Genomic DNA, 15,424 nt, shown 5'->3' on the forward strand with positions numbered 1-15,424 from the left:
GGCCATGCGCATTTCTCGGCGTGACTTCCTCGCAGGGGCTGGTTCCTCTGCTTGTCTTGGTATCTTGCCCGCTGCGGCCACAATGGCGCTCGCGGACGACGGATTTGTCGAGCTTACGGCAGGCCCCTCTCTGCAGAAAATCTATAAGGAAAGCGGTCCGGCTTCATCGCTCTGGACCTACAACGGTGGCGTGCCGGGGCCCGAGATCCGTGTGAAGCGCGGCGAGCGGGTCAAGGTTCGGCTGATCAACCAGCTGGAAGAGCCGACCTCCATCCATTGGCATGGTGTGCGGATTGATAACGCGATGGACGGCGTTTCTGGACTGACGCAAGACGCTGTGCCTCCAGGCGAAACATTCGAATATGACTTTGTCGCCCCCGATGCCGGCACCTATTGGTACCACGCTCACAACAAGAGCTGGCAGCAGGTCGGGCGTGGCCTCTACGGTCCCTTGATCGTTGAGGAAGAGGAGCCGGCGTTTGGCCTTGATCAGGATCTGACGCTGATACTTGATGACTGGCGGCTCGATCGAGAGGGAGCTCTGGATCTCGAAAGCTTCGGATCGCTCATGGACTGGTCTCACGCCGGGCGGCTGGGAAACTGGCTGACAGTGAACGGGGCTAGTCTGCCGAGATTTGACCTTGTGGCTGGGGCTGCTCATCGCGTGCGGTTGATAAATGCCTCCAATGCCCGTGTTCTGGAGCAGGATCTTTCGGATCTTGGCGGGAAGCTTATCGCTCTAGATGGTCAGCCGCTGAAAGAGGCGATGGACGTTCCAAGTGGCGGATTTCTGATGGGGCCTGGCCAACGTGCGGACCTTGTGGTGGTGCCGGCCGAAGGCCGCGAACTCGCACTGAGAGAGATCTCGGGTGCCGATCCGTTTGACGTGGCACGTTTTGTCATTCTGCCAGAGGGCACTGTTCGCGCCTCCCATCCGACGCTCATGGCCAATGTACTGCCCGAACCGGATCTGACCTCGGCGCGCAAGCTTGTGCTGGATATGACAGGTGGCGCCATGGGGCAGATGGCAGGCATGACCCACGGCGGCGAACCGCTGACGCGCGAGAGAATGCGTGAGACCGGTCAGCTCTGGGGCTTGAATGGCGTCGCGGGTATGCCGGAGGTACCCTTTTTCCGGACCTCTTCTGGAGAGACTGTTCTTCTTGAGATTGTCAACGATACGGCCTTTCCACATGCCATGCATACGCATGGCCATCACTTTCGTATTGTCGAGCAATCCCGGGCCATGGTTGAGGACACGGGAGCCTTTCGCGATACTATTCTGGTCGCTGCCGGAGAGACCGTACGAATTGCATTCGTCGCAGACAATCCGGGGAAATGGCTGCTGCACTGTCATATGCTGGAGCACGCGGCTGCTGGAATGATGACCTGGTTTGAGGTTCTTTGACTGTTTCAGGAGCTAAATGCCGAAAAGTTCGTTTCTGATGAACTGCTTTGTTATTAGAATTTCCTACAGTGATATTTGTTGGTTGTCTTCGTAATGTTTAAGCACTTATTTCAATAGTTAATTATGTAAAGTTTGTATTTAGAAATAATTTTATTTTTCGCGTCAGATTTTTCCTGAAAACTGCTTTGGGAGGTCGGCGTGCCACATTTTCTACACGAGGATTGCGATCCTTTGGTCCTGTTGAAATGCCTGGCGTCGAGTGTTCACCAGGGCATTACGGTGATCGACAAAGATCTCAACCTTGTCATGCTGAACCAGACCGCGCGGGAGTTGCTGGACCTGCCGCTGGACCTTCTGGATGACGATCCGAGCCTTGCCAATGTGTTCCGATACAATGCGCAGCGAGGGGACTACGGGCCTGGTGACCCGGAACAGCAGGTTGCCAAACGGATCGACTTGGCGAAGCAGTTCGTCGCCCATGATTTCATCCGCGAGCGGTTGGACGGGACCGTCCTGCGTGTCCAGGGAAGCCCAATGGACAATGGCGGCTTCGTGACGATCTATACGGATGTCACCCAGGAAAAGCGGCAGGAGGAAGAGCTCAGGAACGCACGCCAGAGGCTGGAAGGCACCCTGACGCAGCGGGATATCGAGCTGAAGGCCAGCCGTGACCTGATGCTCAACACGCTCAATACGATTTCGGACGGCGTCGGTGTCACCGACAAAGACGGCTATCCCATGCTTGTGAACAACAAGCTTCGCGAGATCTATCCGGCGTTGGACAGGACCACTGAAGAAGGCGGTACCATTCTTGATGTGATCCGCACGGTCTTTCCAGAGGAACCTGATCGTCCCATCGACAATTTTCTAGACGACCCGGACATGTGGACGGAGCGCGAGTTTCCCGATGGCAAGTGGTACAAGATCACCAGGGCGCGCACCGTCGATCAGGGGATGATCTCGGTCTATTCCGACGTCACTTCCTACAAGCGCCAGAATGATGTGCTTCGGAACCATACGGACGAATTGGTGCGTCTGCTGGGCCGGGAAAAGAAGCTTACCGGGATACAGCGCGAGTTCGTGTCGATGGCCTCGCATGAATTCAGAACGCCATTGGCCATCATCGACAGCAATGCGCAAAGGCTGAAGCGCCGGATCGACAAACTCGAGCCTGATGTCGTCCTTGAGCGCGTCGAACGCATTCGCGAAAGCGTTGAGCGGATGCAATATCTGATCCATCGCTTCCTTGATTTTTCCCAGTCCCAGTCGGGTGAGATGGAGCTGGAAATCAAGAGCGCGCCCCTACGTCGGCTGGTGGAGACTGTGTGCTCGCACCATCAAAGCGTCGCCAAAAAATTCAAGATCCACGCAGATATTGACGATCTGCCGGAAACCGCGGAGATCGACCGGGGCCTGGTCGAGCAATGTCTGTCCAACATTCTCTCGAACGCGATCAAATATTCGCCCGAGCGCAATGACATCTACGTTTCCGGCCGTGAAGATAAGGATTATGCGGTGATCTCGGTGCGCGACGAAGGGGTCGGCATTCCCGAAGAGGAAATCCCGAAGATCTTCAATCGCTATTTCCGTGCCTCGACGTCTAGCGGCATTGCCGGAACCGGTATCGGTTTGAACATGACGGAAATGATCGTCTCCAAACACTCCGGCAAGGTCGAAGTGGAGAGCCAGGTCGGAGAAGGCACGACAGTGACACTGAAATTGCCGATCAAGGCGAAACGCAAAAAGAAAATGTCCGAGGTTCAGATCTCGGGTGAACTCGCTGGTGTGATTTGACGGAGGAGCTACAATAATGTCGGAAAAAGCGACAATTCTCTGTGTAGAAGACGAGACGATGTTGCTCGAGGACCTCAGGGAGGAGCTTGAGGACGCAGGATATCGTGTGCTGACTGCAGAAAACGGGACCGAGGCGATGCGCGTATTGCGCAAGGAAAGGCCTAACCTGATCCTGTGCGACATGATGATGCCTCGCATGGATGGCCCGACGATGTTGAAACACATCCGGACCAATCATCCCAAGCTGAGCGATGTCCCGTTCGTTTTCCTGACGGCCAAGGCGACCCGAGAGGACCTGATTGAGGGCAAGCGGCTGGGCGTCGACGACTATCTGACCAAGCCGGTGGACTATGATTTGCTTCTGGCGACGGTGGAGGCGAGCCTCGGACAGATTCACCGGATCGAGGAACGCAACAAGCAGAAGCTTGTGCAGCTCTACAACTCGTTCCAGAAGCAACGGCCCGGCACGAGCGAGAAGCTGCGTGTGTCGTTCGTGACATCAAAGCCGGCTTCAATCCTTCCGCTGACGAATGCGCTTGCCGAGCTTGGATGTGAAGTCTCGCTGATCCCGGAAGAGCAACTCGCGCAGAAAGAGTTCTCCGTGAAGGACATCGACATCCTGTTTCTCGTCTACAGTCGGATCGTTCACTACTATCTGAAGTTCGTCGTCAGCGGACGGCCCAAGGGCTGGAAGGGCGAGATGGTTCTACTCGCGCCGCAGAATTTCACGCCTGATCAGAAGTCATCGCTCAGCGAAGGTGGCATTGAAGACTATATTGAATATCCCTATCCGCCGGTGGAGATCTTCAAGCTGGTTCTGAAACGGATTCAAAACGGTGGTGCGGCGGCTCAGCCCTCATCTGCGGGAGGGGAGGCGGTGTCCTCATCGGCCTTGTAGCTGACGAGAAAGGTCCAGACGGCATAGCCTGTGATGGCGAGGGTGATCCAACCCCAGCTGTTGTTGCCGTGATAGAATTCGAACCCGGCCCAGCCGGCGCAAAAGACGATAATGGCCAAGCGCCGCCAGAGCGGTTTGAAGAACGGGTTTTCAGTATCGGAGATCATGCGCCACCTTGTTGTTTGGTCCCGAAGCCTAAACGATCACGTTTTGATTTGCACCTTGTCCCGTCTTCGGCGAACAGGTTCTTGAAGGCCTTCGCTGGCTGTGTGACCTTTCCCTCCGCAGAGTTGGGAGGGGGCAGTGATGAAGTTTTCGGCTAATCTCGGTTTCTTGTGGCATGACCGGCCTTTGCCGGAGGCCATAAGGCTTGCCGCAGCCGCCGGATTTGACGCGGTTGAATGTCATTTCCCTTATGAAACAGACCCGGCGGAGGTGCGTGCGGCGTTGTCGGACACCGGGTTGCCGATGCTCGCGCTCAACACCTTGCCCGGAGACCGCAATGCAGGAGAGTTCGGACTTTACGCATTGCCCGGACGAGAGGAAGATGGGCGCCGCGTCATCAGGCAGGCTGTTGACTATGCAGCGCTGATTGGCGCGCGCAAGGTGCATGTCATGGCCGGTCTGGCGAGCGGAGAGCCGGCGCATCGCACTTTCCTCTCTTCGTTGGTATTTGCGTCCGACCTGGCGGCAAAGGCGGGGCTGACAGTGTTGATCGAGCCGATCAACATGCAAGATGTTCCAGGATATTTTCTGAACACCACAGATCAGGCGCTGGAGATCCTCGCGGAGCTCGACCGGCCGAATGTGAAGCTGATGTTCGATTGTTATCATGTGCACATCATGGAGGGCGATCTTGCCTCCAGGTTGAACGCCTGCCTGCCGATGATAGGACATGTCCAGATCGCTGCGGTGCCCGGTAGGGGGGAGCCCGATCAGGGCGCGATCGATTATGTAGCGGTCATGAAACAGCTTCAGCAGATCGGTTATGACGGTTTCATCGGCGCTGAATACAGACCGCGCGCCACCGTCGAAGAGGGGCTTGGCTGGATGCAGAGACTTCGGGTTTGAGCTGACCGCGTTTGACCAATGTCATCGACCGATCCCCATGGCCCGTGGTGAATGGGAACGTCGCCGGGCACTGCAATCTGGCCATGGCGGCTGCAGCGTCCAGGCTTGAGGGGTGTTCATGCGCGGTATCTGGCTCATTGCGATCTATCTGGGGATCATCGTTCTGCCGTTGATACTGGCAGCTGTGGGTGCCAAGCCGCCGAGGCCAGTATGGGATGAGATCGCGTCAGGGGCAGGCATGGTCGCCTTCGCGATCCTCCTTGCTGAGTTCCTGTTGTCGGGGCGGTTTCGGGCCATCTCGGGCGGTGTCGGCATGGATGTCACCATGCGGTTTCACCAATTGCTCGCCCGTTCGGCCCTGGCGCTGGTCATCGTGCATCCCTTTCTCTATACGACGCCCTTTGGCTGGGCTTTGCCTTATGATCCAAGCCGACAATTAACCCTTGTGCAACCGGGGCCGGCGTTGATGGCGGGGGCTGCCGCCTGGATCCTGTTGCCGGCCTTCGTTCTGGTTTCCATTGCCAGATCGGATTTGTTCAAGCGCTATGAAAACTGGCGCTGGGCGCATGGCCTGGGTGCCGCGCTGATCGCGGGATTGAGCTGGTATCATGCGACGCAGGCGGGCAGGTACTCGTCTGACCCGGCGCTCTACTGGCTTTGGACGGGCCTGTTCGCCGTCGCGATTTTGTCGCTTGCCTCGGTATATGTCCTGCGCCCGATCACAAAGCTTCGGCGCCAGTGGAAAGTCTGTGAAATCAGCAAGGCTGCCGATCAGACATGGGCAGTCGACCTGGAGCCGGTCGGGCATGACGGTATCAGCTACAAGGCCGGTCAGTTCTTCTGGCTCAACATTGGCCACAGTGCGTTTTCACTCTCAGAGAACCCTTTCTCTGTGGCTTCTGCGCCGGCTCAAAAAGGCAAGCTGTCTTTCGTGATCAAGGAGCTGGGTGATTTCACCTCGACTCTGAGTAGCATTCCTCAGGGCACCAAGGCCTATGTCGATGGGCCCTTCGGTCACATGACGATCGAGAGACGGCATGAGCCGGGTATCGGCCTTATTGCGGGAGGCGTGGGTATTGCACCGATGCTGTCGATCTTGCGCGAGCTGGATGCTACCGGCGACACGCGGCCCGTAAAGCTTGTGTATGGCAATCGCAACGAGGGGCAGATCGTCGCGAGTGAAGAACTCGATCGCTATGCTCAGCGCCAGGACGTCGATGTGGTCCATGTGATTGCTGAACCGGGCCCTGACTGGTGCGGTGAAACCGGAATTACCGATGCTGGGTTTATCAGGCGGCACTTTGGCCGTCCCGAGCAACGGGACTGGCTCTACGTTCTGTGCGGACCACCTGCGATGATGACCGGCGCGGAAGAGGTTCTCCTGGCTTTGGGCGTTGCCCCCAACAACATTCTATCGGAGCGCTTTACTTATGACTGATCGCGAACCGGACAGGGGCGCTAGAACGCCGACACGCAATCGACGAATGGTTCGTTTTTGGTGGTGGATGAATGGTATTGCAATCCTCGCTCTAATTGCCTTTGCGTCACGTGGGGTCTTGGCGTTCTAAAGGGCAATTGCTTCGGTGATTTGCCTTGCCAATGGCTGAAATCCGGTTGAAAGTCAGGGCCTTCGCGCAATCCAAGGCGCGGATGAGACCCGTTAGACCCTTGAACCAGGTTCGCCTGAATGCTGTCTTCTCTCGACCTTCTGACCGCAAATGACGCCCGCGGCGTTCACGCCCCTTCCTACTATGCAGCAACCGCAAATCGCCAGACCGAACACCCCGAACTGACGGGTGAGACGAGCTGCGATGTCTGCATCGTTGGGGGCGGCTACACCGGGCTGTCTAGCGCGCTGCATCTGGCCGAGCGCGGCTATGACGTCGTCCTTCTGGAGGCAAATCGGGTTGGCTGGGGGGCATCCGGTCGTAATGGCGGCCAGGTCGGCACCGGACAGCGGGTCGATCAGACGGTTCTGGAGAAACGTCACGGTCTTGAGCAGGCAAAGGTTCTTTGGGACCTGGCGCTCGAGTCCATGGATGTGACGCTCGGCCTAATCGGCGAGCACGGCATCGAATGCGACTACAGGCCCGGCGTCCTGCATGCGGACCATCGTAAGGCCTATGTGCCGGAGACCAAGGTCTACGTTGAGCATCTGAACACGATCTATGGCTACGACAAGGTTCGTTTTGTCGACACGGACGAAGTCCGGCAGATGGTCGGCAGCCCCTGCTATCACGGCGGCTCTCTCGACATGGGCTCAGGGCATGTTCATCCGCTCAATCTGGCGCTCGGCCTTGCAGGTGTCGCCGAGGCGAAAGGCGCGCGGTTGTTCGAGACCACTCGTGTGCTGTCCTACACGCCGGGCGAGACGGTTACGGTGAAGACGGAAAAGGGCACCGTGCGCGCCAAGCATCTGGTGCTCGGCTGCAATGGCTATCTCGGCAAGCTGGACAAGAAAACGGCGGCGCATGTATTGCCGATCAACAACTTCATCGTTGCGACCGAGCCATTGTCGGATGCCGATGCGAAGGCGTTGATCCGTGACAATGTGGCGGTCGCCGACAGCAAGTTCGTCATCAACTATTTCCGCCTTTCGGCGGACAATCGCATGCTGTTTGGCGGCGGCGAAAACTATGGCTATCGCTTTCCTGAAGATATCAAGTCCTTCGTGCGTAAGCCGATGAGCGAAATCTATCCGCAGCTTAAGGATGTGCGCATCGACTACGGTTGGGGCGGAACGCTGGCGATCTCACCCAAGCGCATGCCCTATTTTGCAAGAATTCATCCGAATGTTCTCAGTGCATCCGGCTATTCCGGTCATGGCGTCGCCATGGCGACCTTTGCCGGCAAGGTACTGGCGGAGGCGGTTTATGGTACGGCCGCGCGGTTCGATGCTTTCGAGCAGATCAGGGTGCCTGCCTTCCCGGGCGGTGACAAGCTGCGCTACCCGTTGCTGGTCCTGGCGATGACCTGGTATTCACTGCGCGACAAATTGGGAATCTGAGATCCATGGCGCATATCGGCGAACAGGACGGGATTACCATCGGCAGCTATTGGGAAGCCTCTGTCGGTGAAATCAAGGAAGACCGGCAGCTGGTCGGAGAGGCGCGCTTCGATGTTGCCATTGTCGGCGCGGGCTATACCGGCCTTTCGGCGGCTCTTCGTCTGGCCGAGGCCGGGCTTTCGGTCTGTGTCCTTGAAGCCAACCGGGTTGGCTGGGGGGCGTCGGGGCGCAACGGCGGTTTTTGCTGCACGGGCGGAACCAAGCGGTCCGACGCCCAACTGATTTCGAAGTTTGGCTTGGAGGAAGCCAAGCGCTTTCTGGCCTATCAGCTTGAGGCCATCGATACGGTCGACGACCGGCTCGCCCGCTGGAACCTGGACGCAGATCGTCACTCGAAGGGCGAGATCATCCTTGCTCATCGGCCCAGGGATTATGCCGGTTTTGCTGCGGAGGCTGCCTTCCAGGAGGAGACCTTCGGTGTCGAGGCTGCGGTTCTTGGGCCTGATGCCCTCAAGGAGCGCGGCCTTGGCGGCCCCGAGTTCCATGGCGGTCTGCATCTGCCTTATGGCTTTGCGCTCAATCCGATGAAATATGTTCAGGCTCTAGCGGCGCAAGTTCGGCGCCGTGGAGGCCGGATCTTTGCCCATACGCCTGTCACCCAGTTTGAGCAGGAAGGGCCGAACTGGCGGCTTGCGACCCGTTATGGCAGCGTGCAGGCGGAAAAGGTCATCCTCGCAGGGAATGGCTATTCCCGAGAGAATGCGCCGAACTGGTTGAACGGCAGGTTGCTGCCGGTGATGTCCTCGGTTCTGGTCACGCGCCCCTTAAGCAACGTGGAGCTGAACGACCAGGGTTGGACGAGCGACCTGATGGCCGCTGACACCCGCATCCTGCTGCACTATTTCCGCCTCCTGCCGGATCGGCGCATGTTGTTCGGCACCCGTGGCGGCATTTTTGAAACTCCGGACAGCCTCAAGGCCATGCGGGCTCGGGGCAGGGCGGATTTCGACAGGATGTTCCCGGCCTGGGCTCACGTGGAGGCCGACCACCAATGGCATGGCCATGTGTGTCTCGCACGGGACCTGAGCGCCTATGTTGGTGCTGTTCCGGAAATGGATGGCGTCTTTGCGTCGCTGGCCTACCATGGCAGTGGCATTGCGATGTCGTCACTCTCTGGCGAAAAGGTCGCGGATCTGGCGCTTGGCCGGATCACGCAGGCGGATTTGCCTGCGGTGATTTCGAGGCCCTTGCGCAGATTTCCGTTTCCTGCCCTGCGCCAGCTTTATCTGCAGGGTGCCTATTGGGCTTACGGGCTGAAGGACCGCTGACCCGCACGCGGTCTTTTTCCAACTCCAGACGTCATCCCCGCCTTGTGCGGGGATCCATTGGTTCTTGTATCAGTAGTAGAAGCGGAGAAAGCGAGACGGGGTTAGGTCAGCTCATACTCACATCTGAACGGCGGACAGCCAAGTGGTCTGGATCCCTGCACGAGGCGGGGATGACCGTTTTTGGGCGAGGGAGGGGCTGTTGGATATCAGACGTCGCAACCCTCCCGGCCGTCGTTGCAGGACTTGATCCTGCAATCCATGCTGTTTCATGTCTCCAGATCGAAGTGGTTCTGTGTGGCAAAGTCACGGCATGGATGCCATGGTCGAGCCATGGCATGATGGAGTGGGGTGGTAAATGCCCAAGTGCGATGCCTTCCCTGCGCAGGCATGGGGGGCAGTAGTCGTAGACTGTGCTGCATGACCCGTGAGGTTCCGGCATATTGGGTCCCGGATCTCCGCGTCGCTGCGTCCGGGAAGGCATGGAGTGAGAGGCCCCGCCACATCCTAACCACACACACCAGCGTCATCCTCGGGCGTGTCCCGAGGATCCATTCTCATGCCCTTCGCTAGCTTGCCAGCCGGCAGCCCGCTTCACTCACCGTTGTCCGAAGGGTCTCCAGTAGGGTTTCGAAATCCTCCTTGCGGGGCGAGGACTTGCGCCAGACGAGGCCGACGGTGCGGGCGGGCTGGGGGCTTTCGAAGCGTTGCAGGACAACCCGTTCGTCGCGCACTTCCACTTCGGCGCAGATCTCGGGCAGGAGCGTGACACCATAGCCGGCGGCAACCATCTGCATGACGGTTGAAAGCGAGGTGGCGCCCAGGGCGTTCTTGCCCGGTGCCGGCAGGTTCTGGCAGTAGTTCAGCGCCTGGTCCCGCAGGCAGTGGCCTTCCTCCAGAAGCAGCATGTTCTCACTTTCAAGATCCCTGGCCGAGACGCAGGTCGCTGCATCATGGCTGCTGCCTGCCTTGCGGGCCAGGAGAAAGCGGTCGGTGAAGAGCGGCTCGCTGACCAGTGCCGGATGAAGGACCGGCAGGGCAACGACGATGGCGTCCAGATCTCCGGTCAGAAGCTCCTGGGTCATGGGATCGGTCAGGGTCTCGCGGATGGTGAGCTTCAGATCCGGGTGGGAGAGGCTGAGCGCCGGCAGGATCCGCGGCAGAAGATAAGGCGCGATGGAGGGAATGATGCCCAGACGCAAGGGGCCGGCAAGAGGCTGGGACATTTGCCGGGCATAGTCGGTGAGGTCCCGCACGTCCGTGAGAATCTTGCGCGCGCGCGCGGCAATTTCCTCGCCCTCCCGCGTCAGGCGCACGGAGTTGGGCTGGCGTTCCACCAGCTTGACGCCCAGCTCTGCCTCCAGATCCTTGATCTGCATCGAGAGCGCGGGCTGGGAGACTGAAACTGCATCGGCCGCCTTGCGGAAATGCAGGTGTCTGGCGAGGGCTTCAAGATAACGAAGTTGGCGAAGAGAGATCATGACTGATAAGATAATCTGATCGTATCTTAGAATCAATCCAATTGGACCTGATCGCGGACCGCGCCTATCTTCTGGCCAAGCCACCGGGGGTGCGCCGGGATGACATCCTGTCAATCGGAGCACGGACGGTACCATCTGACTGACATCAGGTTGTGTCACGATGGGCCCGGCTGGTGCAGAGAATTAATGATTGCCTGGAAGGACTGGAGAGGAACTATGACCGCTAAGCTGAAAGATGTGAATGACAGCTCCGGCAAATGCCCGGTGATGCACGGTGCCAATACGGCTGCCGGCGTGGCAAACACCGATTGGTGGCCGAACGCCCTCAACCTCGACATCCTGCATCAGCATGACACGAAGACCAACCCGCTGGGCCAGGACTTCGACTACCGCGAGAAGCTGAAAAGCCTCGATGTGGACGCGCTGAAGAACGATCTGCGCGCCCTGATGACAGACAGCCAGGACTGGTGGCCGGCTGACTGGGGTCACTATGGCGGCCTGATGATCCGCATGGCCTGGCACGCGGCCGGTTCCTACCGTCTGGCCGATGGCCGTGGCGGCGGCGGCACGGGCAACCAGCGTTTCGCTCCACTGAACTCCTGGCCGGACAACGTCAGCCTCGACAAGGCACGCCGCCTTCTGTGGCCGATCAAGAAGAAGTTCGGCAATGCCATTTCCTGGGCCGACCTGATCATCCTTGCCGGCAATGTGGCCTATGAGACAATGGGTCTGAAGACCTTCGGCTTTGCCTTCGGCCGCGAAGACATCTGGCACCCGGAAAAAGACGTCTACTGGGGCGCCGAGAAGGAATGGCTTGCGCCTTCCGACGAGCGTTATGATGACGTCGACAACCCGGAAACCATGGAAAACCCGCTTGCCGCCGTGCAGATGGGCCTGATCTATGTGAATCCGGAAGGTGTCAACGGCAAGCCGGATCCGCTGAAGACTGCGGCTCAGGTGCGCGAGACCTTCGCCCGCATGGCCATGAACGACGAGGAAACCGCGGCGCTGACCGCTGGTGGCCACACGGTCGGCAAGACCCATGGTAACGGCGACGCAGAAGCTCTTGGTGCAGAGCCGGAAGCAGCTGGCATTGAAGAGCAGGGCCTTGGCTGGAGCAACCCGAACCAGCACGGCAAGGCTGCCAATGCGGTGACCTCCGGTCTGGAAGGCGCCTGGACCACCCATCCGACCAAGTTCGACATGGGCTTCTTCGACCTTCTGTTCGGCTACGAATGGGAATTGAAGAAGAGCCCGGCCGGTGCATGGCAGTGGGAACCGATCGACATCAAGGAAGAAGACAAGCCGGTTGATGCAACCGATCCTTCTATCCGTCACAACCCGATGATGACCGATGCCGACATGGCCATGAAGGTGGATCCGACCTATCGCGCAATCTGCGAGAAGTTCATCGCCGATCCGGCTTACTTCCAGGACACTTTTGCCCGCGCTTGGTTCAAGCTGACCCACCGCGACATGGGGCCGAAGGTTCGTTACATTGGTCCGGAAGCGCCGCAGGAAGACCTAATCTGGCAGGATCCAATCCCCGCCGGTTCCATGTCCTACGACGTCGATGCCGTCAAGGCGAAGATCGCTGCCAGCGGCCTGAGCCTGTCCGAGATGGTTTCCACTGCCTGGGACAGCGCCCGCACCTACCGTGGGTCTGACATGCGCGGCGGCGCCAATGGTGCCCGCATCCGTCTGGCACCGCAGAAGGACTGGGAAGGTAATGAGCCAACCCGTCTGGCCAAGGTGCTCGGCGTTCTGGAAGGCATCGCTGCCGAAACCGGTGCAAGCGTTGCGGACGTCATCGTTCTCGCAGGCAACGTCGGCATCGAGCAGGCCATCAAGGCTGCGGGTCTCAACGTCTCGGTTCCTTTCGCACCGGGCCGCGGAGACGCGACCGACGCAATGACCGACGCGGAGTCCTTCGAGCCGCTTGAGCCGGTTCATGACGGTTATCGCAACTGGCTGAAAAAGGACTATGTCGTCAGCCCGGAAGAACTGATGCTCGACCGCACTCAGCTGATGGGTCTGACCGCCCATGAGATGACCGTACTGGTTGGCGGCATGCGCGTCCTTGGCACCAACTACGGCGGCACCAAGCATGGTGTCTTCACCGACCGTGAAGGTGCATTGACCACGGACTTCTTCGTCAATCTGACGGATATGTCCAATACGTGGGCGAAGGCGGCTGACGGGAATTATGAGATCCGCGACCGCAAGACCAACGACGTCAAGTGGACAGCCACGCGTATGGATCTGGTGTTTGGATCGAACTCGGTCCTGCGCTCCTATGCGGAAGTCTACGCTCAGGATGATGCCAGCGAAAAGTTCGCCAAGGACTTCGTGGCGGCCTGGACCAAGGTCATGAACGCGGATCGGTTTGACCTCGCCTGATCAGGCAAGTTATTATTACGATATTGAATTGGGCGGCCTTTGCGGGCCGCCCTTTTTGCTTGTCTGAAAGGTGGCGCTAAAGATCAGTGGAGCGACGCTCCGGATGACTGCGCTGTCCATGCCAGCCGACGGTGGCCTCCGGCACCGAGTCATTGCGGGGGAAATAGGGCTTGATGTCGATCAGTGGCGTGCCGTCAAGACAATCAAGACCCCGGACCTTCAGCGCGCAGCCGTCAAGGGAGACAAGTTCGACCACGGAGAGGGAGACGGGATTGGGCCTCACCGGAGATCGCAGAGCAAAGCAGCCGTGGGTGACGCTGTCGAAGGCCGGTGCCTGAACGATGATGTCGCGTCGCGCCTCATGCATCCAGTAGAGGATGATCAGGTGTGAACAGCTTTCGACGGACTTGAGGCCGTCCTGATAACGTGGGTTGAGATGGATCGTGCAAATGTCGTCGTCGCGTCCGCCGCTTCTTGGGCAGGCATGACGGTCCTGCCAGGGCGTTGCGATATGGCCGATGAACACCAGGCCAGCGTCGGCTGGCATGTCTGCCGGATCTTGGGGAAGGATCTTTTCGCCGGATCTGGCGGAATCAGGCATGATTTGACCTTTTTCAAGTTGGCATTGAATTGAGTGCCTTTGTCAGGCTTCGCGCAAGCCTGCAGAGTGAAACAAAGGGAAACAAAAAAAATACCTCGGAAATATAACAATGGAATTCGCTGGGTGAACGCGGCAAAATTTCTGATTTTTGATTTTAAATCAATGTCTTATGGCTCATTTTGTCAATGCTGATAGAATTGTTGTCAAATTTTAGCAAAAGACAAATTTATTCCTCCCTTTTCCGTTTTTTCCTTCTTCAAAACTCACCTTCATGTTCGCCTTACGGAAACTTCTCAATCAGGTAATGCAGCATGACACAGGCGTTGAAAACCGAACTGGTGAATTTCCAGGAACTGGACGGCGGGGCGGACAGCTCTCGCAGCGCGGAACTGGCCCGGCATGTGGCAAGCCTGTTTGCCTACACCTCGGATCGCTGCACAGCGGAACAAGTCGACATTTACGACAGTGTCCTGTTGCGGCTGATCAGTATGGTCGAGGTCGAAGTCCGCAGCTTCGTGGCCGAACAGATGGCAGGTCTGCGGCGCGGGCCGGAAGGGACCATCCGCAAGCTTGCCGAGGATGAAATCGTCATTGCAGAGCCCATTTTGCGGTGTTCAACGGTGCTTCGTGATGCGGATCTCGTAAATATCGCGGAGAAGAAGGACGACAGCCATCGCCTTGCCATTGCGAAGCGCGAAGTGCTTTCCGAAGCTGTGACCGAAGTTCTGGTGAATCGTGGCGATGTTCATGTAAAGCGTCAGGTGGCGGGCAATTCCGGAGCGACGTTCTCGGATCGTACCTTGATGAAGCTGATTGGCGACTCCACCGCTGACGCCACCATTCAAATGTCGCTGAGCGAGCGCGCAGATCTGGCCGAACACCATATCAAACAGCTTGTCGGCGTTGCCTGCGAAGAAGTTCGCAAGGCGCTCGTGAAGCGCGGCGAAATCGCCGATGCCGCACGGCTGCCGGAAGCTGCCGACATCACCGCCCAGCGGATGACCAACGAATACTGGCTCGCCCGCTATGACTTCGAGACGGCTCGCAACCGGGTTTTGCTCCTGGCAAAACGGGGCATGGTCACGGAAGCCACCCTGCGTCGCTTCGCCATCGAAGACCGCTTTCCTGAATCTGTCGCAGCCTTTGCCTGGATGGTCCGCTGCGGGGTTGAAGAGGTCAGCCACTGGATGGTCCGCGCCGATCCGGAGCCGTTTCTGATCATCGCCAAAGCGAGTGGCCTGTCCTCCATTACCGTCAATTCGCTGCTCTCCATCGGCCCATGGCGCCATCGCCTGACACCGGAGATCCGTGCGACATCTATGAGAACCTTTGACCGGATGAGCGTTGGTGAAGCCGAGCGCCGCATGGCGCATTGGGGCAATGTCATGCTGAACTAGTGTTTGGCCTATCCCCTTGTTTCGGCTCAACTTGTGTTTTGG

At 58.4% G+C, this 15,424-nt stretch carries 12 protein-coding genes; 9 read left to right on the plus strand and 3 right to left on the minus strand.

What is annotated here, in order from left to right; genetic code table 11:
- Window positions 1-4: 4 nt before the first annotated feature.
- The 3 genes from IG617_RS08000 (at window position 5) to IG617_RS08010 (ending at window position 4,100) form a co-directional block, all read left to right on the plus strand.
- On the plus strand, window positions 5-1,408 hold the full coding sequence (locus IG617_RS08000) for a multicopper oxidase family protein (protein WP_192108713.1): 1,404 nt from the start codon (window positions 5-7) through the stop codon (window positions 1,406-1,408).
- A gap of 198 nt (window positions 1,409-1,606) precedes the next feature.
- Window positions 1,607-3,202 carry a PAS-domain containing protein gene (locus IG617_RS08005; RefSeq protein ID WP_192108714.1) on the plus strand — a complete coding sequence of 532 codons (1,596 nt, stop codon included), beginning with the start codon at window positions 1,607-1,609 and terminating at the stop codon, window positions 3,200-3,202.
- 16 nt (window positions 3,203-3,218) lie between these two features.
- Complete coding sequence (locus IG617_RS08010; protein WP_192108715.1) at window positions 3,219-4,100, plus strand: response regulator; 882 nt, start codon at window positions 3,219-3,221, stop codon at window positions 4,098-4,100.
- On the opposite strand, the gene IG617_RS08015 is transcribed toward IG617_RS08010, so the two are convergent.
- A complete protein-coding gene (locus IG617_RS08015) occupies window positions 4,052-4,267 on the minus strand; it encodes a DUF3329 domain-containing protein (RefSeq protein WP_209008354.1) in 216 nt (71 codons plus the stop codon). The two genes, IG617_RS08010 and IG617_RS08015, sit on opposite strands and share 49 nt — an antisense overlap.
- A gap of 139 nt (window positions 4,268-4,406) precedes the next feature.
- Here IG617_RS08015 and IG617_RS08020 point away from each other — a divergent pair, with 139 nt between their 5' ends.
- The 4 genes from IG617_RS08020 (at window position 4,407) to IG617_RS08035 (ending at window position 9,506) form a co-directional block, all read left to right on the plus strand.
- Complete coding sequence (locus IG617_RS08020) at window positions 4,407-5,171, plus strand: hydroxypyruvate isomerase family protein (protein ID WP_192108716.1); 765 nt, start codon at window positions 4,407-4,409, stop codon at window positions 5,169-5,171.
- A gap of 118 nt (window positions 5,172-5,289) precedes the next feature.
- A complete protein-coding gene (locus IG617_RS08025) occupies window positions 5,290-6,609 on the plus strand; it encodes a ferredoxin reductase family protein (protein ID WP_192108717.1) in 1,320 nt (439 codons plus the stop codon).
- A 249-nt stretch (window positions 6,610-6,858) separates the two neighbouring features.
- Window positions 6,859-8,178 (plus strand): NAD(P)/FAD-dependent oxidoreductase, encoded by a 1,320-nt coding sequence (locus IG617_RS08030; RefSeq protein WP_192108718.1) that lies wholly within the window; start codon window positions 6,859-6,861, stop codon window positions 8,176-8,178.
- Window positions 8,179-8,183: 5 nt separating this feature from the next.
- Window positions 8,184-9,506, plus strand: coding sequence for an NAD(P)/FAD-dependent oxidoreductase (locus tag IG617_RS08035; RefSeq protein WP_192108719.1), 1,323 nt, complete (start codon window positions 8,184-8,186; stop codon window positions 9,504-9,506).
- Window positions 9,507-10,072: 566 nt separating this feature from the next.
- Here IG617_RS08035 and IG617_RS08040 read toward each other — a convergent pair.
- The gene (locus IG617_RS08040) at window positions 10,073-10,984 is read right to left on the minus strand and encodes a hydrogen peroxide-inducible genes activator (RefSeq protein ID WP_192108720.1); all 912 of its coding nucleotides are present in this window, start codon (window positions 10,982-10,984) and stop codon (window positions 10,073-10,075) included.
- 216 nt (window positions 10,985-11,200) lie between these two features.
- Here IG617_RS08040 and katG point away from each other — a divergent pair, with 216 nt between their 5' ends.
- Window positions 11,201-13,384: a catalase/peroxidase HPI gene (gene katG / locus IG617_RS08045; RefSeq protein ID WP_192108721.1), complete on the plus strand. Its 2,184-nt coding sequence runs from the start codon at window positions 11,201-11,203 to the stop codon at window positions 13,382-13,384.
- Window positions 13,385-13,460: 76 nt separating this feature from the next.
- Here the strand turns inward: katG and tsaA are convergent, their stop codons facing one another.
- Window positions 13,461-13,985: a tRNA (N6-threonylcarbamoyladenosine(37)-N6)-methyltransferase TrmO gene (gene tsaA / locus IG617_RS08050; RefSeq protein WP_192108722.1), complete on the minus strand. Its 525-nt coding sequence runs from the start codon at window positions 13,983-13,985 to the stop codon at window positions 13,461-13,463.
- 311 nt (window positions 13,986-14,296) lie between these two features.
- On the opposite strand from tsaA, the gene IG617_RS08055 reads away from it, so the two are divergent.
- The gene (locus IG617_RS08055; protein ID WP_192108723.1) at window positions 14,297-15,382 is read left to right on the plus strand and encodes a DUF2336 domain-containing protein; all 1,086 of its coding nucleotides are present in this window, start codon (window positions 14,297-14,299) and stop codon (window positions 15,380-15,382) included.
- Window positions 15,383-15,424: the final 42 nt, after the last annotated feature.

This window comes from Roseibium polysiphoniae, assembly GCF_014842925.1.
Classification (GTDB): domain Bacteria; phylum Pseudomonadota; class Alphaproteobacteria; order Rhizobiales; family Stappiaceae; genus Roseibium; species Roseibium polysiphoniae.

Excerpts from the sequence above, each read along its gene's own strand:
- IG617_RS08030 (WP_192108718.1), top strand. The coding sequence starts at position 6,859 with ATGCTGTCTTCTCTCGACCTTCTGACCGCAAATGACGCCCGCGGCGTT.
- IG617_RS08000 (WP_192108713.1), top strand. The coding sequence starts at position 5 with ATGCGCATTTCTCGGCGTGACTTCCTCGCAGGGGCTGGTTCCTCTGCT.
- IG617_RS08015 (WP_209008354.1), bottom strand. The coding sequence starts at position 4,267 with ATGATCTCCGATACTGAAAACCCGTTCTTCAAACCGCTCTGGCGGCGC.
- IG617_RS08035 (WP_192108719.1), top strand. The coding sequence starts at position 8,184 with ATGGCGCATATCGGCGAACAGGACGGGATTACCATCGGCAGCTATTGG.
- tsaA (WP_192108722.1), bottom strand. The coding sequence starts at position 13,985 with ATGCCTGATTCCGCCAGATCCGGCGAAAAGATCCTTCCCCAAGATCCG.
- katG (WP_192108721.1), top strand. The coding sequence starts at position 11,201 with ATGACCGCTAAGCTGAAAGATGTGAATGACAGCTCCGGCAAATGCCCG.
- IG617_RS08055 (WP_192108723.1), top strand. The coding sequence starts at position 14,297 with ATGACACAGGCGTTGAAAACCGAACTGGTGAATTTCCAGGAACTGGAC.
- IG617_RS08040 (WP_192108720.1), bottom strand. The coding sequence starts at position 10,984 with ATGATCTCTCTTCGCCAACTTCGTTATCTTGAAGCCCTCGCCAGACAC.
- IG617_RS08020 (WP_192108716.1), top strand. The coding sequence starts at position 4,407 with ATGAAGTTTTCGGCTAATCTCGGTTTCTTGTGGCATGACCGGCCTTTG.
- IG617_RS08010 (WP_192108715.1), top strand. The coding sequence starts at position 3,219 with ATGTCGGAAAAAGCGACAATTCTCTGTGTAGAAGACGAGACGATGTTG.
- IG617_RS08025 (WP_192108717.1), top strand. The coding sequence starts at position 5,290 with ATGCGCGGTATCTGGCTCATTGCGATCTATCTGGGGATCATCGTTCTG.